The following is a 26,178-nucleotide window of genomic DNA, read 5'->3' on the forward strand; positions in this document are numbered from 1 at the left end:
GCACGGCGGCGGTCACGTCGTAGCGCGTCAAAAGGATGAATGGCTCCCACACGGCTCCTGAGCTGCAGAAGGTTGCGGTTGGCGTCGCCAGCCTGATTCTTCCAAAAATCCGGTCGGGTTAGTCCAGGGTGACGGAACCCGGGGTGTTTCGTAGAGGTCGGTCGTCGTCAAACAGCACCCGTTGGGCAGCGCCTTCGATGTCGTCGTACTGCCCGCTGGAATGCGCCCACATGAAGGCCGCGAGGCCCATGGTGCCCAATATCAGCGCGATCGGGACAAGAAAGAGGAAGTCGGCCACTACGCAACACCACCCGCGAGCGGATCAGCCCGGAAAGATGCAGCAGGGCGCTTGGCCCCAGCGGATGCCACGGGGCGGAGCCGTAAGGCATTGGCGACGACGATCACCGACGAAAGCGACATCGCTACTGCGGCACCCAAGGGCGTCACGTTGCCTAGTATCGCCATTGGGACGGCAATCACATTGTAGGTGACCGCGAGCAGGAAGTTCTGGCGCACAAGTGTACCACTTGAACGCGCGATCGCGATTGCGTCCGGCACCGCCTGGAGCGTCTCGTGAAGGAAGACCAGATCGGCGGCGTTACGGCCGATGTCCGCCGCCGTGGCGGGCGCCATGGAGGCATGGGCCGCCACGAGGGCCGGGGCGTCGTTGATCCCATCGCCCACCATCAGTACTTTGCGTCCATTCGCCTTGAGGCCAGCGACGCGGTTGGCCTTCTCGGCGGGAGCGACGTTTGCACGGAAGGGAACGCCAAGCATACCGGCGACATGCCCCACAACCTTGTCCCGGTCTCCGGACAGTATTTCAACGGGCAAGCCCGTGCGGTGAAGCGCGGCGACTGCCTGCTCCGCTCCCTGACGGAGGCGGTCGTCGAAGTGGAACGACGCCACGAGGTTTCCGTCTCTCGCAAGCACGACGCTTGCGACGGGAACGTCTCTTGTCCCGGCCGGGCAAGGAGCCCAGCCGGCTCGCCCCAGGCGCCAGATGCCGGAGTCCAGGCGCGCCTCGAGGCCCGAGCCGGGATGCTCGGTGACATCTCCAGGGTCGATTGGGGCAACCTGTGCTGGATCGACCGCCGCGGTCAGGGCCCGAGAATAGGGGTGGCTGGAATGCGCGGCGATCGCGGCTGCGATCCGGAGAGCCGAAGGATCGACCGCGTCGCCGTTCGCAAGGCGTGGTGTTCCGAGCGTCAACGTCCCCGTCTTGTCGAAGATGACGGTGTCGATCTCCGCAAGCCGCTCAAGCGCACCACCGTCCTTGAGCAGGATGCCGCGCTCGAAAAGACGCCGCGCCGCGACGACCTGAACCATGGGGACAGCGAGGCCGAGCGCGCACGGGCAGGTGATGATCAGCACCGCAATAGCAATCGTGGCGGCGCGATGCAGGTCGCCCGTCGACAGCAACCAGCCGACAAAGGTCAGTGCGGCGGTCAAATGGACGGCTGGCGCATAGAGTCGCGCCGCCCGGTCTGCGATCCGCAGATACGCCGACCGACCGGCCTCCGCCCGCTCCATCAATTGGACCATTTCGGCAAGGAACGAGTGCCTTGCTGCCGCAGTCGCGATGATCCTCAAGGGAGCCGTAAGATTGAGCGTGCCGGCCTGCAGTGCGGTGCCTTTGCGCGCCGGGTGCGGCACACTTTCACCGGTGATCAGGGAGCGATCGAGCTCGGATTCCCCACTGACGACCGTGGCGTCGACCGGAACACGCTCCCCGGCCGCCAGGAGAATAGTCATGCCTGCGTGGAGCGCGTTGACCGGCAGATATGTGCGCGTGCCATCGGGGTGCAGCACGACCGCACCCCGCGCAGCAAGGCGCGCCAGCCCCTTGACGGCCCGGCGAGCGCGCTCGCGCATCATGTGGTCGAGCGTGCGGCCGATCAGCAGGAAGAAGAGAAGGGAAACGGCTGCGTCAAAGTACGCATCCAGCCCGTGACGCGTCGTTTCATACAGGCTCATCCCAAACGCGGCCAGAACGCCGATCGATATCGGAACATCCATGTTGGTATGCCCGTGGCTGAGCGCGTTCCATGCCGATCGAAAGAAGATGCGGCCGGAATAGACGAGCGCTACGACGCTGAGCAACGCCGAGAGCCAGTGGAACAGCTCGCGCGTGACGTCATCAGCGCCCGACCAGACCGCGACCGACAACATCATGATATTGGCAGCCGCGAAGCCGGCGACGGCGAGAGCGCGCACAAGTTCACGCAGCGCACTATCCTTGCCTTCGTCGGCATTGTCCTGGAGGTGGGACGGATAACCGAGCTGGGCAAGAGTCGCTACAAGAGGGGGCGGCGCCGCGCCATCGTGCCATCGGACGGTAACGCGCCTGGTCGAAAGGTTTACCCGAGCCGTTTCGACCTCTGGCAGCGCGCCGAGCGCTCGCTCGATTCTCCGGATACATCCGCCACAATGCACCGTCGGCACCGACAATTCGGCCTGCCGCAGGCTGGCACCAACGAGCCGGCTGGCCAGCAGCACCTCGTCGGGACGACTCGCCGGCTCCGCCGAAGCGCAGCGTGTTCTGCTGCTGGCAATTCACGGCCCCCTGGCATCGCGGCGAGGCCTCAGCGTCCTGTAAGCGTGCCATGTTCCGTGTCCCAGAACCGGGAAGACGACAACCAGGCCCAGCAGTCCAGTGGCGAGGCTCAGCACGAACAGCGCCAGGACGGTGCCGCCCCAGGCCAGCATCGGCCGCAGGTTCTGGCCAACGACAGCTACACTCGTGCCCATGGCGGTGAGCGCGTCGACGCGCTCCTCGAGCAACATCGGAATGGCATAGGCGCTTGTGGCGAACGAGAATGCCGCGAACAGCCCACCGACCGACGTGCCGACGATCAGCATCGCCCAGCCGGTCGGCGTCGTGACCAACACCGACGCGACATGCGAGAGGCCGGGAAACGGCAGCAGCCCGAAGAACAACGCATAGATGATGACGGCGGCGCGCATCCACAGCAGCATCAGCAGGCACAGCAGCACGCCCGTGAACAGGATCTGTGGGCCCGATCGCGGCTGCACGAAGATCATCCGCGACAGACTGATCGATTCGCCCGCGGCGATCCGTCGACTCTTCTCGTAGAGACCGATCGCAATCAATGGTCCGACCACCATGAAGCCCGCAAGGGCAGGAAACAGGATGTAATCCAAGCCGAGCCGGAACAGACCGCCGATGAACGTGAGTGACACGAGAAAGACGAGCACGCCGTAGGTGAGGCTAGTCGCGGGCTTCACGCGGAAATCCTCCCAGCCCTCGCGCAGCCAGGTCACTGCCGCGGCTGCTGGCAGGTTGCGCTTCCACCGTGTGACACGTGGCAGCGGCGGCAGGACTGCCGGGATGATTGCGGGATGATTGTGCCTGCTCATAACGTCTCCGAACGGTTCTCAGCGCGGCGTGCAGGAGGATTGGGCCGCGCTGTACCGGGCTCTTGCGGGGTCGCCCTCGCCCGACCGCAGATGGGCAACGCAGGCCGGCTGCGATGAGGTCGCGACATGGACCAGGTGCCAGTTTGCGGCGCCGACCAGCGCCAGCCCCACGGCGATCACCAACCATGCCGCCCCGTAGCGCCTGATAGCTGCCCTGTTCACGGCCCGTCCTTGCGGAGATCGATCAGATACAAGACGAGGATCTTGCGGTCGACCGGTGACAAGCGGCTCTCCCAGGTCGGCATGTGCCCCTGCCGCCCGCCCCATAGCGTCGTGTAGATCGAATTGGCGTCGCCTCCGTAGAGCCAGACCGCATCGGTCAGATCGGGCGCGCCGGCATCGGTCTTGCCTCTGGCGTCGGCGCCGTGACACGACGCGCAGTTGTCGGCGAACAGCGCCTTGCCCGCAGCGATCTTGCCAGGCGACGCGGCGGATGTGGCCATGTCCGAGAGGCTGAGGACGTATGTGAGGACATTCTCCATGTCCGGACGCTCGAGCATCCCATCACGTCCGAAGGCGGGCATCTGCGACACGCGCCTGTCCGGATGGGCGGAATTGACGCCGACGCGAATGGTCTCGGCAAGCGCCTCGGGCGAGCCACCCCACAGCCACCTATTGGCCGTCAAGCTTGGAAACCCCTTGCCGCCCCTGCCCTCGCGCCCGTGACACGGCGCGCAGTTGTCGCCGAACAAGACCCGGCCAGTCGTGCGGACCGTCTCCATCAAGTACGGATCGCCCTGGACCTGGGCATAGCTCTCCTTCTCGATCCGCTTTGCCCAAGTCGCGCGATCGACTGCCGCCTCCTTCAGGGACTGGCTGACGGCGGCACCTTGATCGAAGCCCAGCAGGCCCTTGGTGAACGTCGTGCCGAGCGGCCAAGTCGGCATCAACACCCAATAGACCAGGGAGAACAACACGGCCGAGATCAGGAAAAGGTAGACGATTCGTGGAACTGGCGTGTTGAGCTCGGTGATGCCGTTCCACTCGTGCCCCGTGGTAAGGTAGCCGGTGTGGGGATCGCGCTCTTCTATCGCCATTTTGCGCCTCCGCTCGGCCTGTCCTCGGTGTCCTGCAGGATCGCGTTGGCGGCCTGATCGAACCGTTTCCTGTTGGAGGGCCAGTAGGCGTAGACAAGGACGGCAAGTGACAGTCCGATCAGGTAGAGCAGACCAACCGACTTGGACAGCCAGACCAGAGTGTCGTGCGTGATGCCCATGATCACTCTGCCGTCGCGACGGGATGGGTCGCCACGTCCGTGAGACGACCCAGGATCTGCAGATAGGCGACCAGTGCGTCCATTTCGGTGAGCTTGGTCGCATTGCCATCGAAGGCACGCAACGTCGTCGCTTCGCCATAGCGCCTGGCCACACCCTCGGCGAGCGGCGATTCGGGGGCAGCCTGCCCGTAAGCGTCGGCGGCCGCGTTCGCGATCATTTCGTCGGTATAGGGAACGCCGACTGCGCGTTGAGCCTTGAGATGGGCGCTCAGATCGTCAGTGCGCAACACAGCGCGCAAAAGCCAAGCGTAGCGTGGCATGACGGACTCCGGCACCACGTCACGCGGGCTGATGAGATGTGCGACGTGCCATTCATCGGAGTATTTTCCGCCGACCCGCGCGAGGTCCGGCCCGGTCCGCTTGGAGCCCCAGAGCATGGGATGGTCGTATTTCGACTCGACGGCGAGCGAGTATGGGCCGTACCGCTCGACCTCGTCGCGCAGGGTCCGGATCATCTGTGAGTGGCAGGCATAACAGCCTTCGCGCGTGTAGATGTTCCGGCCGGCCAGTTCGAGCGGCGTGTAGAGACGCATGTTCGGCGCGTCTTCGACCGTCTGATGGATCGTGAAGAGCGGGGCGATCTCGAAGATGCCTCCGATGCTGGCGACGAAGACGATGGTCAGCACGAGGCCGATCGTCCTGCGCTCCAGCCGGTAGTGAGACCGGAACATGACTTCACTCCCCCGGCCGGAGGAGCGCCTGACCCGCAAGCACTGGCTGGTCAGATTCGGAGGCGCCCGCAGCCCTCGCCGCCGTGCGGATGGTCATCCACACATTGTAGCAGCCGACCAGCCCGCCGATCAGAAACAGCAGGCCACCGATGGTGCGCGCGACATAGTACGGATGCATCGCGACCAGAGAGTCGACGAAGTTGTAGGCGAGCGTGCCGCTGTCGTTGTAGGTCCGCCACATCAGCCCCTGGATGATGCCGGAGTTCCACATCGCGAAGACGTAGACGATCGTTCCGGCAATCGCGAACCAGAAGTGCGTCTCGACGAGCCGTGTCGAGTACATCGCCGGCCGCTTCCACAGCCAGGGCACGGACGCATAAATGGCGCCGAAGGTGATCATCGACACCCAGCCGAGCGTGCCGGCATGGACGTGCCCGATCGTCCAATCGGTATAATGTGACAGCGAATTCACCGGCCGGATCGCCATGAACGAGCCTTCAAAAGTGGAGAGGCCATAGAAGACCGCGGCGACCATCATGAAGCGCAACACGGCATCGTCGCGGACCTTGTGCCAGGCACCGTTCAGCGTCATCAGCGCGTTGCCGGCGGAGACCCAGGATGGAACGAGCAGCATCACCGAGAAGGTCATGCCCAGCGACTGCACCCATTGCGGCAGCGCGGTGTAGTGCAGGTGGTGCGAGCCCGCCCACATATAGAAGAAGGCGATGCCCCAGAAGCTGATGATCGACATCCGATAGGAATAGATCGGCCGGCCAGCGCGCTTGGGCATGTAGTAGTAGAGCATGCCGAGGAAGCCGGCGGTCAGGAAGAAGGCGACCGCGTTGTGGCCGTACCACCACTGCGTCATCGCATCCTGGACACCGGAGAACAGCGAATAGCTCTTGCTGCTGCCGAAGGACACCGGCACGGCGAGGTTGTTGACGATATGCAGCATCGCCACCACCAGGATGAACGCCAGGTAATACCAGTTCGCGACGTAGATGTGCGGTTCCTTGCGGCGCGCGAGCGTTCGCAGGTAGGTCGCGAAATAGACCAGCCACACGATCACCAGCCAGATGTCGGCGTACCATTCGGGCTCGGCGTACTCCTTGGATTGGGTGATGCCCAACATGTAGCCGGTCACGGCCAGTACACAGAAAAGATTGTAGCCGAACAGCACGAACAGCGGGCTGAGGTGATCGGGCAGCCGGGCCCGCGACGTGCGCTGCATGACATAGAACGAGGTGGCGATCAGCGCATTGCCGCCGAAGCCGAAGATGACGCCGGTCGTGTGGACCGGCCGGATGCGCCCGAAGCTCGCCCAGCCGCCGTCGAAGGTGAGATCGGGCCACGCCAGCAACGCCGCCACCCAAACGCCAAAGAACATGCCGACAGCGGCCCACGCCATCGCGACAACCAGGCCAATCTTGCTCGGCTCGTCATAGTAGTGGTCGAGCCGTTCCTCGCTCGGTTCCGGCGCGAAGTAGCCGGAAATCACCGCAAAGCCAGCGGCGAGTGCGGCGACCATCACGAGGGCGCCATGTGCACCCACCGGATCGTTTTGGCCGGCCGCTGCCAACGTCAGTCCGGAAGCAAAAAGAATGAGAAGGATGACGAGTGCCGATTGACGTTCGTTTGCGGTAAGCGTCGCAATCAGTCTCATCGCCCTTCTACCCTCGAGCCGCTGGCACTGGCCAAACGACCAAGCCCCCAAGTCAACGAACCCTAGGATGGTGAGCGGCGCTTTTTGCGCAAGAGCAATCAGCCAGCCATGACGACTTGACGCATCCCTAAAGATATATATGCTCTATATGTTTCATGCATCACGCTGGCAGACCAGTGCCGTCGGAGATTTGGCAATGTTGGGCTCGGCAGTTTCCCGCTGGACGATGCTGCATTTCGGGGTGGCGTTGGCCTTCTTCCTTCTCGCGCAACTTTCGATGGTGGCAGGGGCTTCTTTTCCCGCAGCGTCACTTTCCGCACCAATGACGCTCGCCATCGTGCATCTGCTCACCATCGGCTGGCTCACGGTTCTCATGCTGGGAGCGCTGCATCAGTTCATTCCCGTGATCACCGCGCAAGGCAAGGTCGCGGGCACCTCGGCGCTTGTCTCACTGATCTTGATGCTCATCGGCTTGGGCGCGATGCAAGCGGGATTGGTGGCCCTGGACGGGCGACTCCCACCGGCGGCGCTCGCCGCGCTTCCGGTCGGTGGCATCCTGGTGCTGATCGGGGTGGCCATCGCCGCTGCTTCCCTGTTGCGGACGTTGTGGCAGGCCCGACCGCTGCCCTTCCCGGCCCGCTTCGTTGCCGCTGGTCTCACATTTCTGTTCGCCGCGCTGGGAATGGGGATTTCTCTGGGCCTTGGCTTTTCCTTTCCCCAATGGATTTCCTGGTCGGGCGCCCGCGCCGATGTGCTGAGGCTCCATCTTGTCGCCGGCCTCATCGGATGGTTCACCCTGATCGCGATGGGGGTGAGCTATCGGCTCCTGAGCATGTTCACGCTTGCCCCCGAGGATCGAGGTCCGCTGGGCAACGCAGTCCTCGTTCTCAGCGCCGGCGGTGTGGCGATGACGTGGCTACTCGGAATTGCGGCGGTGGGGGGTGCGCCCTTGTCGGGCGCGGTTGTCCCGATTGCCGCCGCCGCGACGGGACTGGGTGTTGCTCTGTATCTTGTCGACATGGTGCGGCTCTATCGTGCCAGACGCCGGCACAAGCTCGAGCTCAATACCAGCATGGCGCTTCCCGCCCTCGCCGCGCTTGCCCTGTCACTCGTGTTCGCGGCGTATCTGTGCGTCCAGGGCGTCACCGAGGCCGCGATCGGCGCCCTGGGCTACCTTTTCCTGTTCGGTTGGCTCTCGGGTCTCGGGTTGAGCCAGCTCTACAAGATCGTGCCGTTTCTCACCTGGCTCGAACGCTACGGTAGCGTCCTGGGCAAGCAGGTCGTACCGCGGGTGCAGGATCTGGTGGACGAACGCCGGGATCGACCATGGTTCGTTCTGTACTTCGCCGCGGTTGCGGCCGGCACGCTCTTGGTGGCGCTCGATTGGCGCGCGCTCTGGCCCATCGCCGGACTCGGGCAGTTCGTCGCGACGCTCATGATCGTTCGCGCGCTCTGGCTCGTGCGACACGGCATGCCCCGATCCAGCCAGAAGGCTGCGCCGGCAGATCTGGCGATCCCGGCGCGGCCGCCCTTTGCCACCTGAGGCCATCATCACGGAGGACACAGCCATGACCACCGCCGCTCTTTCCACGCTCGACGTCCGCGACATTCTCAAGGCCGGCGGCGAGCCGTTCTCGCAAATCATGCAAGCCGTCGAGGCGCTGACACCGGGTCAGGGACTGCGTCTCCTGGCGACGTTCAAGCCGGTTCCCCTCTTCGGCGCGATGGCGCAGCGTGGCTTCGGCCACACGGAGCGCGAAATCGGCGGCGGCGATTGGGAAGTGATCTTCACGCCGGCGGTTCCGAGCGCGGATGCTGCTCGTACGGCGCCAGGGGCCGCGCGATGAGCGGGGTCGCCGCCCCCTCTGCCGGGCAGGTCCTGGCCAACGCACTGAAGGCCGTGATCGATCCTGAGCTTGGCTACAACATCGTCGATATCGGCTTGATCTACGATGTCGAGGTCGACGATGGCTGCGCTCGGATCCTCCTGACGACCACGACCCCGGGCTGTCCTGCGACCAACTACATACGTCAAGCGGTCGAAGACTGCGCCGCATCGGTGCCCGGCATCACATCGGTCGATGTCACCATGACCTGGTCGCCGCCTTGGTCGCCCGACCGCATGAGCGCCGAAGCCAAGGCACACTTCGGCGTTGTCGCCTGAACCCAAGTGGAGAATCCGATGTTCGAAATGTTGGACGTTCGGCAAGACGATATCGACGACCTGCATGTGATGAATCGACTGCTGATCCAGGCGGTGAAAGCGCTGGGCGACGCAGGCCGGACCGAACTCGCCTGCCGCCTTACCGCCGCGGCTTGGACCACACTTCGAAAGAAACGGCCGCGAGAGGCCGAGAGGCTAAATGGCGTGCTTCACTATCTGACCCGCCCTGCTCTTCAACAGCGAAAGGAGACCGCTATGTCAAACCCACAGCAACTTGATGTCCGCAGCCTGCCACCGCCGCAGCGACATTCGCTGATCTTCGACACCTGCGGGAAGCTTGCGGTCGGCAACGCGGTGATCCTGGTGAATGACCATGACCCGAAGCCGCTCTACTATCAATTCGAAGCCGAGCGGCCGGGGCAATTTGGTTGGGAATACGTCGAGTCGGGCCCGGCGGTCTGGCGGGTGTGCATCACGCGCAAGCAGGCGGCATAGCGCGCAGTCGGCTTACTGATCGCTTTCGCCGCCGGGCCATTGAACCGGCAAGAACGGTGGAATGGCCGGTACGAACAAACGCTCTGCTCGAGTGTGGTGATGCTCGGGCGGAGTGGACCATTCAGTCGTGATCTCGGCTCTTCACTTGTAACACAGGCAGGATAACATATATGCTGAATATTTGCTAAAGACATTCTAGCGGTCAATGAGCCAAGAGTTCTTGCCATGCGACTCACTCTTCACACCGACTATGCGCTGCGCGTCCTCATGTATGCAGGCGTCAATGGCGATCGCTTGTCTACGATCCAGGAGATCGTCGAACATTTCGACATTTCCAGAGGTCACCTGATGAAAGTGGTCCATCACCTCGGGCAACTCGGGTATCTGGAGACCATCCGCGGCAAACGCGGCGGAATATCTCTTGCCAGAAAGCCGGCCCAGATCAATGTCGGCGCTGTTGTCCGCGACATGGAACAGGAACTCGGAATACTCGGCTGTCTCCAAGGAAACAAGGGCTATTGCTGCATCGAGGAATGCTGTGTCCTGCGTAGCGCACTACGCGACGCCACAAGAGCATTCCTGGCCACGCTCGATGGCTACACGCTCGCGGACTTGATCAAGCCACGGCAGACGCTCGCTCGACTGCTGGCCGTAAATGGTGCTCTGCCGACACCGCGCTCAAAAGGCAGGGCGGGCCGTCGTGTCGCGCTGTCCTAGCGCGCCTTCAAGCCTCTGATAAGTGCGAGCGGTAGCATTACAGGGCAGTTCCGATGGGTCGGTGACCTGGCAGGCGATCGCTTGGGACAATCGCCGCCATTCCTGCCGGGCACGTGACGCCCGCACCCCCGCTTTGCCGGGAAGCTCCGACAGAAAGTACAGCGATCAACTCGTCCTTGTTAAACGAAAGCGTCCAAGCCAGGCTCGCCGTACTTCCAAGATGGACGCCTTATATGGAGACTTCCCTGGCTTAGGTGAAAAGAACTGGGCGAACTTGTCGGAGATGTCTTTCCACCGGTCGGCATCGGGCGGCGCTTCGCCCCTACGGGTAATACTAGGCCACCGGGCCGAGTAGGTCCTATTTAGCTCCAACCGCCTTTCCATCCCCTTCACGGTATACGGCACGATGGGGGCGGGCACTCGGGTTCACAGACACCGCAGTCGATGCATTCGTCTGGATTTATGACCAGCATGTTCTCGCCCTCGTAAAAGCAATCTACGGGGCAGACCTCGACGCAATCCATGTACTTGCACTGATGCAAGCGTCATTCACGACATAGGCCATTGCTTACTCCCACCGCAAAAGCATCAGCGCGAAGCGGGTAAATCAACTGCGCTTAAAGATTTATATCACATACATGTTAATGCAGACACTCCAGAAGCGACCGTTGCGGCAAGCTGAGCAGTGCCACAAGGCACTTGTACGATTTCTAGGCAATCAAGTCGTTTCGGATTTAGACGGCACGTTCAGTCCGGCAATGTCGCAGCTTCCGGCCACAGCCGGTCGGCTTGCGATCAACATCCCTGCCGAGCGGGTTATGTTTGATATTGACACCGATGCCTTTGCAATTCTGGCTCGTAACCTAATCGAGAATGGGCTCAAACACGACGCCTCCGACGCGCCAGTCGTGGTGACTCTTTCCACCGACGGCGTTTTCACCGCTTCCAACGAGGGGACAGCTCTTTCGGGCGGAAATGCTCGAGCGCTTGTCTCGGCCGTTCGAGCGCGGCAATACCGAGGCTGAAGGGTCGGGTTTGGGTCTCGCCATTGCAAAGGCCATCGCCTCCGGGGTCGGTGGCGAGCTCGTTCTGACATCGCCCTTGCCCGGGGCGAAGAGCGGCTCCCAAGCAAGGCTCTCCCGGGCGAAATGAGTCGAGGCGCGGCAACTCTTGCCCTTTCTCAAGGAGTTGAGCGGGTATATCGCATTCGTGTACAGACCGCACATGCCGCCCCGATATTCGTCAATGCATGTGGCGAAGGCTGCTCCGTCGTGATCCCCGCTGCGGCAAGAGCAGCGTTATTGGCTGGGCCGAGAAAAGACCGTCAGCCATGACGAATGGACGGATGGCGCTCGGCGATGCGGAGAGCCTATTTGCCAAAGAGTCTGCCCTTCAGGTCACCACTACCGGTCAGCACCATGTCGCTGGCTGATTTACCAAGGGCGATCTGGTAGGCCCCTTCGGCGATACGCCACCGGCTTACTTTCGCGTCGAACCGCGCGAGCAGACGTGGCTCAGCCGTTAACCTCACCGCACGTGATTCGCCAGGTTGAAGCGCCACGCGTTCGAAGCCCAAGAGTCGCATGCGTTTCCCGCCTGGCGCGTCGGTCAGATAGATCTGCGGCACGTCCGTGCCTGCGACCTTCCCGGTATTGGTGACGGTGAAGGTCGCTGTAACGGTCTCGCCGCCGCTGACTTTCAGGTCGCTGTAGGAGAAGTTCGTGTAGCTCAGACCGTGGCCAAACGCGTAGAGCGGCTTTTGGCTCTTCTGCGCATACCAGCGATAGCCGACCTCCGCACCTTCGTCGTAGCGGATGGTGACCGGCGTTCCCCATGGCGTTCCAAGGCCGGAAAGCTCCGGCCGCGGCGTCTGCGCCAGGCTGGCGGGGAATGTGATCGGCAAGCGGCCCGATGGATTTACCTTGCCGGTGACGATGTCGGCAATCGCCTCTCCGCCCGCCTGTCCCGGATACCACGCCTGAACGATCGCCTTCACCTTGTCGCGCCACGGCATCGAGACCGGATTGCCGGTCTCCAGCACGACAATGGTGTTTGGATTGGCCGACGCGACTGCGTCGATCACCGCATCCTGCCCCCACGGCAAACTCAGGTCCGGCAGATCGAAGCCTTCGCCCTCTACGCGAATGCCGAAAGCGATGACTACGTCCGAGCGCTTTGCCGTCAACGCGGCCTCCGCCGGCGTGTAACCGGGGTCAAATTCGATCTGCGCCTGCGGCAGGGCTTTCTTCAGTTCCTCGACTGGAGATGGCGGGAACAGGAAGAGATTGCGGAGGCCGCCCATAACGCCCGCGCCCCCGATCTTGATGACGCCTGCAAAGCCGCCGACCGGGTTGACCGCGCCGGAACCCGTGCCGCTGATCACCCCTTGCTGGGAATAGCCGCCGATCACGGCTATCTTCAGTGGCCTGTCGGTCGCAAGCGGCAGCGCACCGTCATTCTTCAAGAGCACGATGCCTTGGCGCGCGATCTCAAGCGCGATTTCGTTGTGTTTGGCCATATCCACAGCAGGTGCTGGGCCCCACTTATCGATGCCCACGGCGTAGGCTGAGCGCAATATGCGGCGCACCATGTCGGAGAGCCGCTCCTTTGGGAATTTGCCGTCGCGATAGGCCGTCTTGAGCTTGTCGGTGAAGGCTTCGGCACCCCATTGCTTCACGTCCAACTGGATGCCGGATTCCTGATCCAGCCCTCTGAGCGCGTACTCCCATTCCGGCACCGCGCCCCAGTCCGACATTACATAGCCTTTGTAGCCCCACGCGCCTTTGAGCACATCGTTGAGCAGGTGCGGATCGCCGCTCGCATATACGCCGTTGATCTTGTTGTAGCCGCTCATGATCGAACCGGGCTGCGACAGCTCTATGGCGATCTGGAAGGCGAGCAGATCGGACTCACGATGTGCGACCGGGTCGATGACCGCGTCCAGCCAATGGCGATTGGTCTCGTTGCAGTTGAGCGTGTAGTGTTTGAGCGTAGAGATGACGTTCTGGCTCTGGATGCCGTTAACAGCTTCGGCGCCAATAACCGCGCTCACCCACGGATCCTCGGAATAGTATTCGTAGTTGCGGCCGTTGCGCACGTCGCGGGCGAGATTCATTCCGCCCGCGAGCATGATGTTGAAGCCGCGGATGCGCGCCTCGCGCCCGATCGCTACGCCTCCCTCGCGCGCGAGCTGCGGATTAAAGCTTGAGCCGACGAGGATGGACGCAGGGAAGGCCGTGGCGCCCTTGTCGTCGGGGCGGTAACCGGGATTGGTGACGCCCATGCTGGCGTCGCTCGACTGCAGCGCCGGGATGCCGAGCCGGGGAACGCCGGACGTATAGCCCGCGCTGACGTTCTTCACATCCGCCGGAATGCGTGGATCGCGCGGGACAATCGATGCTGGCCCCAGGAGGCTTACGATGAGCGAGAAGCGCTCGTCGTCGGTCATCTGTGCTTCGGTTGCGTGCGCCCGATCGTCCGGCGAAGGGTTAGCAAAATTGGATGGCGCTGACGTTGTCTGTGCGAATGCGGGAAGGCCCGTAGTCGATGCAGCCAGCGCTGCAGCACTTGTGAGTTTTGAGAATTGCCGACGGCTGAATTTGCGCATGATCTCCTCCAGCTCGGTAAGGCGCAATGATGATACGGCATCTGTCGTCGAGATTACCAGATGACGGCACCACCACCTGGCAGCGAGGATCGTCGATGCCTGAGGACAGAGAATTGCGGCTTTGGCTCGCCACCGGCAATCCACCCGTAAGGATGGGCTTTGCCGAGACTTCACAATTCAACGCAATTCTTCTCGAACTTCGCTGACGTAATTTTCGAGGCTGTAGCATTGGTCCCACCCGGCCCCCGAGCCTCGGTGAGCACCCAACTTAGTCGGCGGACACAAATTCGTCAGGCGGAGCCGACGACACCTGAAACGCTGCCAATCGTCGCCGTGGTACAAGTAATCCGAAAGCTATCGACTACTATCGATAGATTTCGCTGGAAGGAGGTAGCCCACGGTACGCTGCTCTACGCCAAAGTACTCCCCCTCACTCCCACTCGATCGTCCCCGGCGGCTTCGACGTGATGTCGTAGGTCACCCGGTTGATCCCCCGCACCTCGTTGATGATCCGGTTCGCCACCCGCCCCAGGAACGAGTGGTCGAATGGGTAATAGTCCGCCGTCATCCCATCCGTCGACGTAACCGCCCGAAGCGCGCACGCCTGGTCATACGTCCGCCCATCCCCCATCACCCCAACCGTGCGCACCGGCAGCAGCACCGCGAACGCCTGCCAGATCGCGTCGTACAGCCCTGCCTTGCGGATCTCGTCGAGATAGACGGCATCGACCTTCCTCAGCAGGTCGAGCTTGTCCTTCGTGATGCTGCCTGGAATGCGGATCGCCAGCCCCGGTCCCGGGAACGGATGGCGGTTCACCAGCTCGGCCGGCAGGCCGAGCTCGCGGCCGAGCTCGCGCACCTCGTCCTTGAACAGCTCGCGTAGCGGCTCGACCAGCTTCAGGTGCATGCGCTCGGGCAGGCCGCCGACATTGTGATGGCTCTTGATGGTCACCGACGGGCCGCCGGTGAACGAGACCGATTCGATCACGTCGGGGTAGAGCGTGCCCTGGGCCAGGAACTCGGCGCCGCCCACCTTGTTGGCCTCGGCCTGGAAGACGTCGATGAACAGTGCGCCGATCGTCTTGCGCTTGTGCTCGGGGTCGGTAACGCCGTCGAGCGCCTTTAGGAACCGCTCGGAGGCGTCGGCGTGGACCAGCGGGATGTTGTAGTGGTCGCGGAACAGACGCACCACCTCGTCGGCTTCGCCGAGCCGCAGCAGGCCGTGGTCGACGAACACACACTGCAGCTGGTCGCCGATCGCCTCGTGCAGCAGCACGGCAACAACCGAGGAGTCGACACCGCCCGACAGGCCGCAGATCACCCTTCCCTTGCCGACCTGCCGGCGGATCTGGTCGATGGCGCGCTCCTTGAAGGCGTGCATCGTCCAGTCGCCCTTGAAGCCCGCGATCTGGAGGGCGAAGTTGCGCAGCAGCTTGGCGCCGTCGGGGGTGTGCATCACCTCGGGATGGAATTGCACGCCGTAGAACCTGCGCTGCTCGTCGGCGATGGCGGCGAACGGCGCGTTCTCGCTGGTGGCGATGATGCTGAAGCCGGGCGGCAGGCGGGTGACTCGATCGCCGTGGCTCATCCACACCTGCTTGTGGTCGCCGGGCTGCCAGACGCCGTCGAAGAGCGGGGACCTCGCCTTGACCTCGAGCACGGCGCGCCCGAACTCGCGGTGGTGGCCCGATTCGACCGTGCCGCCGAGCTGCTGCGCCATGGTCTGCTCGCCGTAGCAGATGCCGAGCACGGGAACGTTGGCGGCGAAGATGGCGGGGTCGGCGGCCGGCGCCTCGCCCTCGATTACCGAGGCCGGGCCGCCCGAGAGCACGATGGCCTTGGGGTCGAACTGATTCAGGCGGGCCTGGTCGACCTGCTGGAAGGGATGGATCTCACAATAGACTCCCGCCTCGCGCAGGCGGCGGGCGATAAGCTGGGTGACCTGGGAACCAAAATCGACGATCAGCAAACGGTCGGACATGCGGCGATATACGGAACGCCGGCCCGGCCTTCAACTCGCGATGTGTGGGTTTCCGAAATGCGGAGCGCCGCCCGGCTGCTTCAAGCCGCGCGGCGGTGGTCAGTCGGCCTCGGCAGGGCGCAGCACAATGCCCATTCGGGCGCCCCATCTGGCCCGGCGCTCCTCGGCCCGGCGCGCCATCGCCAGATACATGGCGGCAAGATCGAGCATATGGGCCTTCGCTCCAGGGTCGAGCATAGTGACCGCGACCGCGTGTGCCTCCTCCGCCCGCCCCTGCCAAAGGGAGGCGTCGGAGGTCCCGAGAGTGCCGGCGGGTGTCTTATCGTGCATACGCTACCGCTCCAGTCCCCAAGCAACGCCGAAGACCGCAAAAGGTGACAATCGCGAGAAGGGTAAATTGTGCGGCGGTCGGCCGCCTTTGCGGACCAAACGAGGCAGCGGCCGTCTCCAGCCTGTGACAAGGGCCCGTCGGCGATTGTTGTCGTTGGGCTCGGCAGATGGGCTTTCCTTAGATAAATCGCAGTTGGAGTGTGGATAATATACGCCGCCCGCTGACGGGCGCCCTTTGCAGGGATGGACTTTTTTTGCCTCGGAGGTTCCCGAAGAGGTCGGCATGAAGGTCGCAAAGTGGGGAAACAGCCTTGCTGTTCGCCTTCCCGTCGCCGTCGTCGAGGCCCTCGACCTCGAAGTAGGCGACGACATCGAAATCCACGTCGCGGAGTCGAGGCGCCTTGGTATTGCTCGAAAGCCCGGGCGGGACGAGCTGTTGAAGCGCTTGCGCGCGTTCCGCGGCCGTCCGGGCAGGTTTCAAGTTCGACCGTGACGAAGCGAATACCCGCTAACCTCATGCGCTGGGACAGCACCACTCGTAGGCGCCAACTTCGCCGACAAAGACCCCATTCGCTGCGAGCGCGCCCCTCCGATGGCGCTCATAGGATGTGTAATCACCAGGAAGAGCACCATCGCAGTGGCTCGCTCCCAGCCATGAGCTTGAGCTAGTCCTCTGCCGCGAGCTTGCGGCGGACCAGCGGGGCGTCGAGGTTGCGCCAGGCATAGGCGACCTCCTCCACGTCCTTGCCGGCCATGGTGTCGATGCGCTCGCCGCAGCGGGCGCCGCCCATACCTTCGTAGAAGAAGCGCGTCGGGTTGTCGGCCAGCATCCACAGCACGGCGGTGTCGTTGCCGTCGGCACGCAGCTGGCGGAACAGGGCATCGAGCAGGCGGCGGCCGAGGCCCAGGTTCTGGAAGTCGGGCTCGACATAGAGCGTGTAGACCTCGCCGACGCGCGTCTCGGTGCCGTCCAGGCCCTCGGGTGGATCGCGCACGGGGCCGCAGCTGCCGAAGCCGACCACGCCCATCTCCGCGTCGTCCGCGACGAACACGCCGCGCGCCTGGCCTGGGTCGGAGAGCAGGCGCGACCACCATGCCGACTGGCGCACGTCGGACATCGCAGCGAGCAGGGCATCGGGCAGCAGGCCGGCATAGGTCGCCTGCCAGGTCTCGACATGGACGCGGCCGATCGCGGCGGCGTCACTCTTCATGGCGCGACGAATGCGGATCATGCCGCTTCCTCATCGGCGGCGGCGGCCGGGGAGCGGACGCGTCCTTCATGTTCCTCCCCCGTCATCGGGGGAGGTGGCGAGGGCCGGAGAGGGAGAGCCCCAGTTCCGACTTCTCCGATTCCGACGTCGGAATCGGAAGCGTCTTGTTTGCGGCCCTCCCCCTCCGCCCCGTATGACGGGGCACCTCCCCCGATGGCGGGGGAGGATTGGGCAGCCACCTCGTCCAGCGAACCGGCCGGAGCCGCCGCGGCGCCGCGTCGGACCAGCGTCGCGGCGAAGAAGCCGTCGGTGCCGTGGCGCAGCGGCGAAAGCCGCAGGTACGGGCTGGCGGCGATGTCGCCCGGCGGCTCGCTGCCCAGCGCGTCGCGCCACACGGCGGCGACCGGCACGACGGCGAAGTCGGGATGGCGCTCGAGGAAGGCCTCGACCTGGCGCTCGTTCTCGGCCGGCAGCACCGAGCAGGTGGCATAGACCAGCCCGCCTCCCACCTTCACCAGGCGCTGCGCGGCGTCCAGGATGGCCGCCTGCTTGGGCACCAGTTCGGCGAGGTCCTCGGGCCGCAAGGTCCAGCGGCCGTCGGGATTGCGCCGCCACGTGCCCGTTCCGGTGCACGGCGCATCGACCAGCACGCGGTCGAAGGCGCCGGCCTGGCGCTTCAGCCATTTGCGGTTGTCGCCGTCGATTGTGCGCCGCTCGACATTGTGCGCGCCGGCACGGCGCAGGCGCTGGGCCGAGCGGTCGAGCCGAGTCTCCAGCACGTCCATGGCGACGACGCGGCCCTTGTTGTTCATGCCGGCGGCGATGGCCAGCGTCTTGCCGCCGGCGCCGGCGCAGTAATCCATCACCTGCATGCCAGGCCGCCCGTCGACCAGGGCGGCGACCAGCTGCGAGCCCTCGTCCTGGATCTCGACCAGTCCGTCCTGGAAGGCTTGGCCAGCGACGACCGAGAGACGGCGCTTGAGACGGAGGCCATTGGCGGCGTAGCGCATCGGCTCGGTCTCGACGCCCTCGCGCTGCAGGGCGGCGCGCGCCTCGGCCGGCGTCGCCTTGAGGCGGTTGACGCGCAGGTCGACCGGCGGCGGCGCGTCGAGCGCGGCGATCTCGCGGCCCCAGGCCTCGCCGTAGGCCTCCCTGAGATGCGGCGCGACCCATTCCTGCACGTTGAGCCGCACCCAGTCGGGCTGCTCGGGATGGGCAAGCGAATGGCCCTCCATCTGGCGCAACGCGCGGAACTCGGCCTCGTCGAGCGGCGCGGGACGATAGCGCCCGCCGTCGAACATCTGGGCGACGTCGGTGAGCGCGAGGCCGTCGACCAGCAGCAGCTCGGCCGCGACCATTGCGCGCGCGATATTGGGCGCACGGGGCGAGTGATCGGGATGCCCCGTGCGCTGGAGCCACCAGCGGAGCTGGCCCCAGCGCCGCAGAATCGCCCACACACGCTCGGACACGGCGCGGCGATCGCCGCCGCCGATGAAACGGCGGGCGCGGAAGTAGGCATTGGCGACGCCGTCGGCCGGTCGCTCCGGGCGACTGACGATCTCGTCGAGAAGCTCTATGGTGGCCGCCACCCGCGCGCCGGGCGTCATGCTGGTCCCCTTTCCCTCCCTGCCGCTACGATGATTGAGCCCGCCGCGCAACGTCCTACAGAGCAATCCTGTCATTTCAAGGGACGGCCCTCATTTGCTCGAGGGGCGGCGCTCACCTGCCTCCCCCGTAATCGGGTCCGTAAACGGGGGGAGGTGCCCCGTCATACGGGGCGGAGGGGGAAGGCCTCAGGCGAGATGCTTAATGAATCCGATGCCGGAATCAGAGGTATCTCGACTGCGGCCTTCCCCCTTGTGTACGGGCCACCTCCCCCGATTACGGGAGGAGGAAAATGAACAGGGCCCTCACCTGATGCCTGAACCCCTCCGCCGCGCCGGGCTCGTGCTGCTGTCGATCGTGGTCGGGCTGGTCGTGCTCGAGCTCGGCCTGCGCGCCAGCACCTGGGGTTACCTGTTCGCCTGGTCCAACTTTGTGCTCGATGCGCGCACGGTGCTGGCGGAGCGCGACGCCGGTCGCTACGCACCCGACGAACGGCTGGGCTACGTGCCGCGACCGGGCTACACGGCGGCCGGCCTCACCATCGATGCTGGTGGCCTGCGCCGCACGACCAAACCAGACGAAGCCAAACCGGCCGAGACCAGGACAGGGGAGAGAAAGCAGGCTGAAGGCAAACCGGAGGGGAGCAAGCCTGACGGGGCCGCCGCCTCCACCGGCGCGCCCATCCTGGCGGTAGGCGATTCTTTCACCTTCGGCGACGAGGTCACCGATCCAGAGACCTGGCCGGCGCAACTGCAGGAGGTTACGGGCCGACGCGTGCTGAACGGCGGCGTGAGCGGCTACGGCTTCGACCAGATCGTGCTGCGCGCCGAGCAGCTCGCGGGGCGCGACAAGCCCTCAGACATCATCATCGCCTTCATCGCCGACGACATCAGGCGCACCGAGATGCGCCGCCTGTGGAGCGCCGACAAGCCGTGGTTTGTGATGGCCGACGGCAAGCTCGAGCTCAGGGGCGTGCCGGTGCCGCCGCGCGCCGATCCGTGGGGCACCCTCACCTTCTGGCAGAAGACGCTGGGCTACTCCTACCTGTTCGACTTCATCCTGCGCCGCCTCGACCTGCTGCACGACTGGTTCGGCGACCACATCCGCGTGCATGCGCCCGGTGTTGGCGAGCTTCTGGGCTGCCAGCTCACCGGGCGGCTGGCCGAGCTGCAGAAGCAGAGTGGCGCCCGCGTGCTGCTGCTCGCCGAGTACGACCCAGTGGTGTTCGACGATCCGGCCTTCGCCGCCGAGCAGCGCCGCCTGACCGGCGCCCTGCTCGCCTGCGCAAGGAAGAACGGCCTCGCGACCATCGACAGCTTTCCCGCCCTCACTTCCGCGCCGCAGCCACGCCGGCTCTACGGACTCTGGCACATGAACAACGCCGGCAACCGCCTGATCGCCGAGCTGGTGGCGAAAGCGTTGAAGTAGTTCATGCTCTGTGGATCGCGGGCATCTTGCCCGCTCAAGGGTTCGAGCGGGCGAGACGCCAGCGAGCGTCAGACGCGCACACGCGGTCGACAGGAGCATGAGCGCAATCAGATTGCACAGGCTCATGGACGCGGATTGCAGCCAGCCCCATCCACGCCAGGAGACTTCCGCCACGAGCACGCTAGCCTGCGATCCATGACTGTCAACCTGCCACCGCCGCTACAGCAGGCGAGAAGCAACATCGTGACGGAGCGGGCATCGGATGACCCCGAACGCAAAACGGCCGCCCCGAACGCAAGAAGCGTTGCCGAACGGTCGCTTGCGTTCGGCCAACTCCTTGATTCGAAAGGCTGCGAACGCAGCGAACGCACCGAACGCAGGAATTCGGGGTCGTTCTATTCTGTGGGCTGGCGCGTGGTTCTCCGCGCGCGTAGCGTTGCGGAAGGGACCACTGACGCAAATGACGCAAAGGAACTGGCGCTCCGCCGTTTGCGTCAGTGCCAAGCCGTTGAAATCAAAGGCCCCTGACGCAAATGACGCAAAATTCGGGGCCTGCGTAAAAATCGCGGCCCGCTCTCCACCGCCCCGCGCCCTACATCCCCTGACGATAGTTCGGCGCCTCGCGCATGATCTCGACGTCGTGGACGTGGCTTTCGCGCAGGCCGGCGCCGGTAATGCGCAGGAGCTGGCAGTTGGTCTGCATCTCCCTGATGGTGGCGTTGCCGGTGTAGCCCATCGCCGCGCGCAAGCCGCCGACAAGTTGGTGGAGGATGTTGCCCACAGGGCCCTTGTAGGGCACGCGGCCTTCGATGCCCTCGGGCACCAGCTTCAGCGTGTCGGCGACCTCCTGCTGGAAGTAGCGGTCTGCCGAGCCGCGCGCCATGGCGCCGATCGAGCCCATGCCGCGGTACGACTTGTAGGAGCGGCCCTGGTAGAGCAGCACCTCGCCCGGCGCCTCGTCGGTGCCGGCGAGCAGCGAGCCCATCATGGCGCAGTCGGCGCCGGCGGCGATCGCCTTGGCGAGGTCGCCGGAGAACTTGATGCCGCCGTCGCCGATCGCCGGGATGCCGGCGGCATGGCACGCCTCGGCGGCCTCGAGGATGGCGGTGAATTGCGGCACGCCGACGCCCGCGACCATGCGGGTGGTGCAGATCGAGCCCGGGCCGATGCCGATCTTGACGGCGTCGGCGCCGGCGTCGATCAGCGCCTGGGCGCCCTCGCGGGTCACCACGTTTCCGGCCATCACCTGGGCGTAGTTGCTGAGCTTCTTGACCCGCTTCACCGCCTCGATAACGCCCTTGGAGTGACCGTGCGCGGTATCGACGACGATGACGTCGACGTCGGCCTCGATCAGCAGCTGGGCGCGCCGCATGTCGGCCTCGCTGACGCCGGTCGCGGCGGCGGCGCGCAGGCGGCCCTTCTCGTCCTTGCTGGCGCCGGGGAACTTGTTGGCCTTCTCGATGTCCTTCACCGTGATCAGGCCGATGCAGCGATAGTTGGCGTCGACCACCAGCAGCTTCTCGATCCTGTATTGGTGCAGCAGCCGCTTGGCCTCGTCGGTGCTGACGCCCTCGCGCACCGTGATCAGGCGCTCGCGGGTCATCAGCGCGTTCACCGGCATGGTGGTGTCGGTGGCGAAGCGGACGTCACGGTTGGTCAGGATGCCGGCGAGCTTGCCGCTGCCGCGCTCGACCACGGGGATGCCGGAGATTTGGTGCATCGACATCAGTGCGAGGGCGTCGGCCAGCGATTGCTCGGGATGGATGATCACGGGATTGATCACCATGCCCGATTCGAACTTCTTGACCTTGCGGACCTCGTTGGCCTGCGCCTCGGGGTCGAGGTTCTTGTGGATGACGCCGATGCCGCCGGCCTGCGCCATGGCGATCGCCATTGCCGCCTCGGTGACGGTGTCCATCGCCGCCGACATCAAGGGGATGCGGAGATCGATGGTGCGGGTCAGCCGGGTTCGGGTGTCGGTCTGTCCTGGGAGCACGGACGAGGCGGCCGGCTTCAGGAGGACGTCATCGAAGGAGAGCGCTTCCTGAAACTGCATATGCCAACCTCCAGACTGGAGATAAATAAAAAGGCGGCCCCACCTCTCGGAGAGGGCCGCCGGGTTGGCGAGCCCTTATACACACTGGCGCGGCCAAGCCAAGCGCCGTGTCGGCCTCATTTTCCTCCCCCCTGTCTTCGGGGAAGGCGCCCCGTCCGACGCCCTCATCCGCCTCCCCCGTCTTACGGGTCGTCTCACGGGGGAGGTGCCCCGCAAGGGGGCGGAGGGGGAAGGCCGCAAAAGAGATGCTTCAGTTTCCGACGTCGGAATCGGAGAGGTCCCGACGCCCCCTTGCGGGGGTACCTTCCCCGATTACGGGGGAGGAATATGAGACCCGCCCCGGAACCCCGTCGCCACGACATATATCTCCGCCGAGTCGGCGCGGCTGGCTTGCGGCTTCACGTGGCGCACCTTGGCGAAGTCACGCTTCAATTGCTCGAGCAGGGTGCGCTCGGTGCCGCCCTGCAGGACCTTGGCGACGAAGGTGCCGCCGGGCTTCAGGACTTGGCGGGCGAAGTCGTGGGCGGTCTCGGCGAGTGCCATGATGCGCAGATGATCGACCTGGGTGTCGCCGGTCGCCGCGGCCGCCATGTCGCTCAGAACGGCGTCGGCCGGCCCGCCGAGCAGCTCGGTCAGCACGGCCGGCGCGTCGTCGTCGTAGAAATCCTTGGTCAGCACGGTGGCGCCGGCGATCGGCTCGACCGGCGTGATGTCCAGGCCGACCACGACGCCGCCGCTCTTTCCCGGGCCTACTTGGCCCGCGCTACCTTTGCCCGAGCGGCCTTGGCCCGGCCGCACCCGCTCGACGGCGACCTGGGTCCAGCCGCCGGGCGCGGCGCCGAGATCGACGATGCGGGCGCCCGGCTTCAGGAAGCGGAACTGGTCGTCGAGCTGCAGCAGCTTGAAGGCGGCGCGCGAGCGATAGCCGCGCTTCTTCGCCTCGGCGACATAGGGGTCGTTGAGCTGGCGCTGCAGCCAGCGCTGCGAGGAGGCGGTGCGCCCGCGCGCGGTCTTGACCCGCACGGTGGCCTGCCGCCCGGTCGGAATGCTCGAGCCCGACCGGTTGCCTCCCCCCGGTCGGCCCTTGTTGCCTTTGGCCATGACTGCTCAATGCCTGGGGTGGCGGAACGGATCGGCTTCGCGATCGGCCTGGCGCATCAGTTCCATCAGCACGCCCTCGCGCAGGCCGCGGTCGGCGACCCGCACCATCGGCGCCGGCCACTGCCGGCACACCGCCTCCAGGATGGCGCCGCCGGCCAGCGCCAGGTCGGCGCGGTCGTTGCCGATACACGGCACCTCGGTGAGCTCGGCCACCGATTTGACGGAGAGCTGGTCGCAGATGCGCAGAATCGAATCGTGGCCGATGCGCGAGCCGTCGACCAGAACGCGGTTGTAGCGCTTGAGGCCGAGGTGGTGGGCGCTGACCGTCGTCACCGTGCCCGAGGCGCCGATCATCTGGACCTCGCCGCGGGCGATCGCGCCGCCGATCTGGTGCCGGCGGCAGAACGGGCGCAGGTCGGCGCGGATGCGCTCGACCATGCCGTCGTAGCATTCGCGCGTCGCCGGCTGCTCGCGCGGCAGGCCCTTCACGCACGATTCAGTGAGCGACACGACGCCCCACGGCACCGACGTCATGTCGACGATCTCGGTGGCGACGCCGCCCAGCCGGTCGTCGCGGCGGAACACGCGGATCCAGCTCACCTCCGTCGAGCCGCCGCCGATGTCGATCAGCAGGCCAAACGGGATCGCGGCGTCGAGCAGGTTCTCGCAGCTTGCCAGCGCCAGTCGCGCCTCCTCGGCCGGGTTGATGACCTCGAAGCAGAGGCCAGTCCGCTCCTTGACCACGGCCAGGAAATCCTCGCCGTTGCACGCGCGGCGGCAGGCTTCGGTGGCGATGTGGCGGGCCATGGTGACGCGGTTGCGCTCGATCTTGCCGGCGCAGACGGACAGCGCATGCAACGTGCGCTCGATCGCATCGCCACACAGCGCCCCGCTCAGCGCCACCCCTTCGCCCAGCCGGACCGGCCGGGAATAGGCATCGATGACCTGATAGCCGTCGACCGACGCCCTCGCCACCAGGAGCCGGCAATTGTTGGTGCCGAGATCGATGGCGGCAAAAGTGTGCGCGAACCGGCCGCTATGCCAGCCTCCCTTGGTGGGTTCCCCGGCCATTCGCTTACTCTTTTCCTTTTGTCGATGGTAACCGAGGTTACGGTCGGGGGCGAGCCCTTCGCTGAGTGACAATCCGATCTGCGGCCTGTGCATGGATGGGCGATGCCGGTGCCCGGACAGCCGATAGGGTCGAGGCCACCAGCTATGCCCGCTTCTCCCCGCATGGATCGGCGACGCCGGTGCCCGGACAGGCGATGGCCGGTGCGGAGACAGCGATGAACGGGCCGTGGAGAGAGGTCGCTTGCCAAGCCGCGGCAGCGCCGCTAAATGCTGCCGCCTGCCCGCTTGGGGGATAGTTTAACGGTAGAACAACCGGCTCTGACCCGGTTAGTCTAGGTTCGAATCCTGGTCCCCCAGCCAGGGGCTTTCAAAGTCCTCATTGATTTTATTGACTTTTGTCGCTGTTCCCCGAAGGCCCGTAGACCCATTTCGTGGGTCGCGTGGTGGAGCTGGGGCGCGCCACTCGACGGCGCGCATATTCTTCGTTTCAAACATCCCATGAACGCCATCGGAATGGCCTACTCATAAGCGCCAACTTTGCCAAGAGAACGCGTCATGCGCTTGGGAGCGCGCCACTCCGATGGCGCTCTTCTTGGTGATTACACATTCCATGAGCGCCATCGGAGCGGCGCGCTCCCAGCCATGACTCACTCGGGGCAACTGGACCCGGCCACGTTCTCCGGCCGCCCGCTCGAGCAACCGTCGGGGTGGCATTCCGTTGTCGGTGCACAAGCAATCGATGGAGAACGGACCGTGCTGCAGACGACGACGACCCTGGCTGTCCTTGCTGCGCTGGCAACTGCGACGGCAGCGTGTGGCGATCGGCCGGTTGATCGCGCCCTGACGGGCGGCGCCATCGGCGCCGGCGGTGGCGCGCTGATCGGTGCGGCGGCCGGCGCCCCGGTGACCGGTGCGGTGGTGGGCGGCCTCGGCGGCGCGGCCGTCGGCGCTGCGACGGCGCCCGCCAATCGCTGGTAGGCCGGATACCGATCAGGGTTAGGGAGGCTGTGTCGGCGGAGCCGATCAAGGCTGCTTCGTCGACCGGACGGGAACGGCGCGGATCACCGCGCCGTTCACCTCAATATCCACGGTGGGCGGCCGATGCTCCGGTCCCCACTTGCGGCCCTCGACGACATCGACCGGACCCATGGGAAAATTCAACCGCCTGACCACCGCGCCGGGCACGTCCTTGCCCTCGGCGTCGATGACGCATGGCCGGCCCTTGGCAAACTTCGCGAAGTACTTCGCCATCTCGAACGCTCCTGCGCACAGACAAGGTCGCAGGGCTAGCCGAGGCGCGAGCTCATGCCAAACACGAAAAACCGCCCGACCTGCTGACGCCAGGCGAGCGGTCACGGTCC

General features: G+C 65.1%; 25 protein-coding genes, 1 tRNA gene and 2 pseudogenes. 11 read left to right on the forward strand and 17 right to left on the reverse strand.

Going from position 1 to position 26,178, the window contains the following annotated elements; genetic code table 11:
• Positions 1-118 precede the first annotated feature (118 nt).
• From ccoS to ccoN, 8 genes are read right to left on the reverse strand one after another with little or no spacing between them, the layout of a single operon-like run.
• A complete protein-coding gene (ccoS, locus tag AB7O82_RS00145) occupies positions 119-298 on the reverse strand; it encodes a cbb3-type cytochrome oxidase assembly protein CcoS (RefSeq protein ID WP_428618329.1) in 180 nt (59 codons plus the stop codon).
• On the reverse strand, positions 298-2,499 hold the full coding sequence (locus AB7O82_RS00150; RefSeq protein ID WP_428618331.1) for a heavy metal translocating P-type ATPase: 2,202 nt from the start codon (positions 2,497-2,499) through the stop codon (positions 298-300). Before AB7O82_RS00150 ends, ccoS begins: the two co-directional genes overlap by 1 nt.
• Before the next feature lie 57 nt (positions 2,500-2,556).
• Positions 2,557-3,381, reverse strand: a complete 825-nt coding sequence (locus AB7O82_RS00155) for a DUF2189 domain-containing protein (protein ID WP_428618333.1) — start codon at positions 3,379-3,381, stop codon at positions 2,557-2,559.
• Positions 3,382-3,399: 18 nt separating this feature from the next.
• On the reverse strand, positions 3,400-3,603 hold the full coding sequence (locus tag AB7O82_RS00160) for a hypothetical protein (RefSeq protein ID WP_428618336.1): 204 nt from the start codon (positions 3,601-3,603) through the stop codon (positions 3,400-3,402).
• Positions 3,600-4,478 carry a cytochrome-c oxidase, cbb3-type subunit III gene (gene ccoP / locus AB7O82_RS00165; RefSeq protein ID WP_428618338.1) on the reverse strand — a complete coding sequence of 293 codons (879 nt, stop codon included), beginning with the start codon at positions 4,476-4,478 and terminating at the stop codon, positions 3,600-3,602. The genes AB7O82_RS00160 and ccoP overlap by 4 nt, the downstream gene beginning before the upstream one ends.
• Positions 4,469-4,657 carry a cbb3-type cytochrome c oxidase subunit 3 gene (locus AB7O82_RS00170; protein ID WP_428618341.1) on the reverse strand — a complete coding sequence of 63 codons (189 nt, stop codon included), beginning with the start codon at positions 4,655-4,657 and terminating at the stop codon, positions 4,469-4,471. The genes ccoP and AB7O82_RS00170 overlap by 10 nt, the downstream gene beginning before the upstream one ends.
• A 2-nt stretch (positions 4,658-4,659) precedes the next feature.
• Positions 4,660-5,388 (reverse strand): cytochrome-c oxidase, cbb3-type subunit II, encoded by a 729-nt coding sequence (gene ccoO, locus AB7O82_RS00175; RefSeq protein WP_428618344.1) that lies wholly within the window; start codon positions 5,386-5,388, stop codon positions 4,660-4,662.
• A 4-nt stretch (positions 5,389-5,392) separates the two neighbouring features.
• Positions 5,393-7,051 (reverse strand): cytochrome-c oxidase, cbb3-type subunit I, encoded by a 1,659-nt coding sequence (ccoN, locus tag AB7O82_RS00180; protein ID WP_428618346.1) that lies wholly within the window; start codon positions 7,049-7,051, stop codon positions 5,393-5,395.
• Between the two features lie 139 nt (positions 7,052-7,190).
• Here ccoN and AB7O82_RS00185 point away from each other — a divergent pair, with 139 nt between their 5' ends.
• The 5 genes from AB7O82_RS00185 to AB7O82_RS00205 all read left to right on the forward strand — a co-directional run bounded on the left by AB7O82_RS00185 (position 7,191) and on the right by AB7O82_RS00205 (position 10,427).
• Positions 7,191-8,594: a hypothetical protein gene (locus AB7O82_RS00185; protein ID WP_428618349.1), complete on the forward strand. Its 1,404-nt coding sequence runs from the start codon at positions 7,191-7,193 to the stop codon at positions 8,592-8,594.
• A gap of 25 nt (positions 8,595-8,619) precedes the next feature.
• The gene (locus AB7O82_RS00190) at positions 8,620-8,898 is read left to right on the forward strand and encodes a DUF2249 domain-containing protein (protein WP_428618352.1); all 279 of its coding nucleotides are present in this window, start codon (positions 8,620-8,622) and stop codon (positions 8,896-8,898) included.
• Positions 8,895-9,215: a metal-sulfur cluster assembly factor gene (locus AB7O82_RS00195; RefSeq protein ID WP_428618354.1), complete on the forward strand. Its 321-nt coding sequence runs from the start codon at positions 8,895-8,897 to the stop codon at positions 9,213-9,215. The genes AB7O82_RS00190 and AB7O82_RS00195 overlap by 4 nt, the downstream gene beginning before the upstream one ends.
• A gap of 18 nt (positions 9,216-9,233) precedes the next feature.
• A complete protein-coding gene (locus tag AB7O82_RS00200) occupies positions 9,234-9,710 on the forward strand; it encodes a DUF2249 domain-containing protein (protein ID WP_428618356.1) in 477 nt (158 codons plus the stop codon).
• Between the two features lie 225 nt (positions 9,711-9,935).
• A complete protein-coding gene (locus AB7O82_RS00205; RefSeq protein ID WP_428618358.1) occupies positions 9,936-10,427 on the forward strand; it encodes an Rrf2 family transcriptional regulator in 492 nt (163 codons plus the stop codon).
• Positions 10,428-10,670: 243 nt separating this feature from the next.
• Here AB7O82_RS00205 and fdxA read toward each other — a convergent pair.
• Positions 10,671-10,992, reverse strand: a pseudogene (gene fdxA / locus AB7O82_RS00210) (ferredoxin FdxA); the annotation flags it as partial.
• A gap of 79 nt (positions 10,993-11,071) precedes the next feature.
• Here fdxA and AB7O82_RS00215 point away from each other — a divergent pair.
• Positions 11,072-11,452, forward strand: coding sequence for a hypothetical protein (locus AB7O82_RS00215; RefSeq protein WP_428618359.1), 381 nt, complete (start codon positions 11,072-11,074; stop codon positions 11,450-11,452).
• 344 nt (positions 11,453-11,796) lie between these two features.
• Here AB7O82_RS00215 and AB7O82_RS00220 read toward each other — a convergent pair whose 3' ends face one another.
• Together AB7O82_RS00220 and guaA are read right to left on the reverse strand one after the other, a co-directional pair.
• Positions 11,797-14,034, reverse strand: a complete 2,238-nt coding sequence (locus tag AB7O82_RS00220; RefSeq protein ID WP_428618362.1) for a beta-glucosidase — start codon at positions 14,032-14,034, stop codon at positions 11,797-11,799.
• A 430-nt stretch (positions 14,035-14,464) separates the two neighbouring features.
• A complete protein-coding gene (gene guaA / locus AB7O82_RS00225; RefSeq protein WP_428556239.1) occupies positions 14,465-16,015 on the reverse strand; it encodes a glutamine-hydrolyzing GMP synthase in 1,551 nt (516 codons plus the stop codon).
• 613 nt (positions 16,016-16,628) lie between these two features.
• Between guaA and AB7O82_RS00230 the strand changes: the two are divergent.
• Positions 16,629-16,857: pseudogene (locus tag AB7O82_RS00230) on the forward strand (AbrB/MazE/SpoVT family DNA-binding domain-containing protein).
• 153 nt (positions 16,858-17,010) lie between these two features.
• On the opposite strand, the gene AB7O82_RS00235 reads toward AB7O82_RS00230, so the two are convergent.
• Both AB7O82_RS00235 and AB7O82_RS00240 read right to left on the reverse strand, forming a co-directional pair.
• Positions 17,011-17,577, reverse strand: a complete 567-nt coding sequence (locus AB7O82_RS00235; RefSeq protein WP_428556242.1) for an N-acetyltransferase family protein — start codon at positions 17,575-17,577, stop codon at positions 17,011-17,013.
• Positions 17,574-19,163: an RsmB/NOP family class I SAM-dependent RNA methyltransferase gene (locus AB7O82_RS00240; RefSeq protein WP_428618365.1), complete on the reverse strand. Its 1,590-nt coding sequence runs from the start codon at positions 19,161-19,163 to the stop codon at positions 17,574-17,576. Before AB7O82_RS00240 ends, AB7O82_RS00235 begins: the two co-directional genes overlap by 4 nt.
• Positions 19,164-19,473: 310 nt before the next feature.
• On the opposite strand from AB7O82_RS00240, the gene AB7O82_RS00245 reads away from it, so the two are divergent.
• Positions 19,474-20,589 carry an SGNH/GDSL hydrolase family protein gene (locus AB7O82_RS00245; protein WP_428553936.1) on the forward strand — a complete coding sequence of 372 codons (1,116 nt, stop codon included), beginning with the start codon at positions 19,474-19,476 and terminating at the stop codon, positions 20,587-20,589.
• Positions 20,590-20,784: 195 nt separating this feature from the next.
• A complete protein-coding gene (locus AB7O82_RS00250) occupies positions 20,785-21,117 on the forward strand; it encodes a hypothetical protein (protein ID WP_428553934.1) in 333 nt (110 codons plus the stop codon).
• A 64-nt stretch (positions 21,118-21,181) separates the two neighbouring features.
• Here the strand turns inward: AB7O82_RS00250 and guaB are convergent, their stop codons facing one another.
• The 3 genes from guaB to AB7O82_RS00265 form a co-directional block, all read right to left on the reverse strand.
• On the reverse strand, positions 21,182-22,645 hold the full coding sequence (gene guaB / locus AB7O82_RS00255) for an IMP dehydrogenase (protein WP_428553932.1): 1,464 nt from the start codon (positions 22,643-22,645) through the stop codon (positions 21,182-21,184).
• 312 nt (positions 22,646-22,957) lie between these two features.
• Positions 22,958-23,746: an RlmE family RNA methyltransferase gene (locus tag AB7O82_RS00260; RefSeq protein WP_428553929.1), complete on the reverse strand. Its 789-nt coding sequence runs from the start codon at positions 23,744-23,746 to the stop codon at positions 22,958-22,960.
• Between the two features lie 6 nt (positions 23,747-23,752).
• On the reverse strand, positions 23,753-24,817 hold the full coding sequence (locus tag AB7O82_RS00265) for a Ppx/GppA phosphatase family protein (RefSeq protein WP_428553926.1): 1,065 nt from the start codon (positions 24,815-24,817) through the stop codon (positions 23,753-23,755).
• A 286-nt stretch (positions 24,818-25,103) separates the two neighbouring features.
• On the opposite strand from AB7O82_RS00265, the gene AB7O82_RS00270 reads away from it, so the two are divergent.
• A tRNA-Gln gene (locus AB7O82_RS00270) sits at positions 25,104-25,177 on the forward strand.
• 393 nt (positions 25,178-25,570) lie between these two features.
• The gene (locus tag AB7O82_RS00275; RefSeq protein WP_428554942.1) at positions 25,571-25,795 is read left to right on the forward strand and encodes a hypothetical protein; all 225 of its coding nucleotides are present in this window, start codon (positions 25,571-25,573) and stop codon (positions 25,793-25,795) included.
• Positions 25,796-25,840: 45 nt separating this feature from the next.
• On the opposite strand, the gene AB7O82_RS00280 is transcribed toward AB7O82_RS00275, so the two are convergent.
• Positions 25,841-26,068 (reverse strand): hypothetical protein, encoded by a 228-nt coding sequence (locus AB7O82_RS00280; RefSeq protein WP_428554940.1) that lies wholly within the window; start codon positions 26,066-26,068, stop codon positions 25,841-25,843.
• Positions 26,069-26,178 lie beyond the last annotated feature (110 nt).

The organism is Reyranella sp. (assembly GCF_050185545.1).
In the GTDB taxonomy this organism is placed as follows: domain Bacteria; phylum Pseudomonadota; class Alphaproteobacteria; order Reyranellales; family Reyranellaceae; genus Reyranella.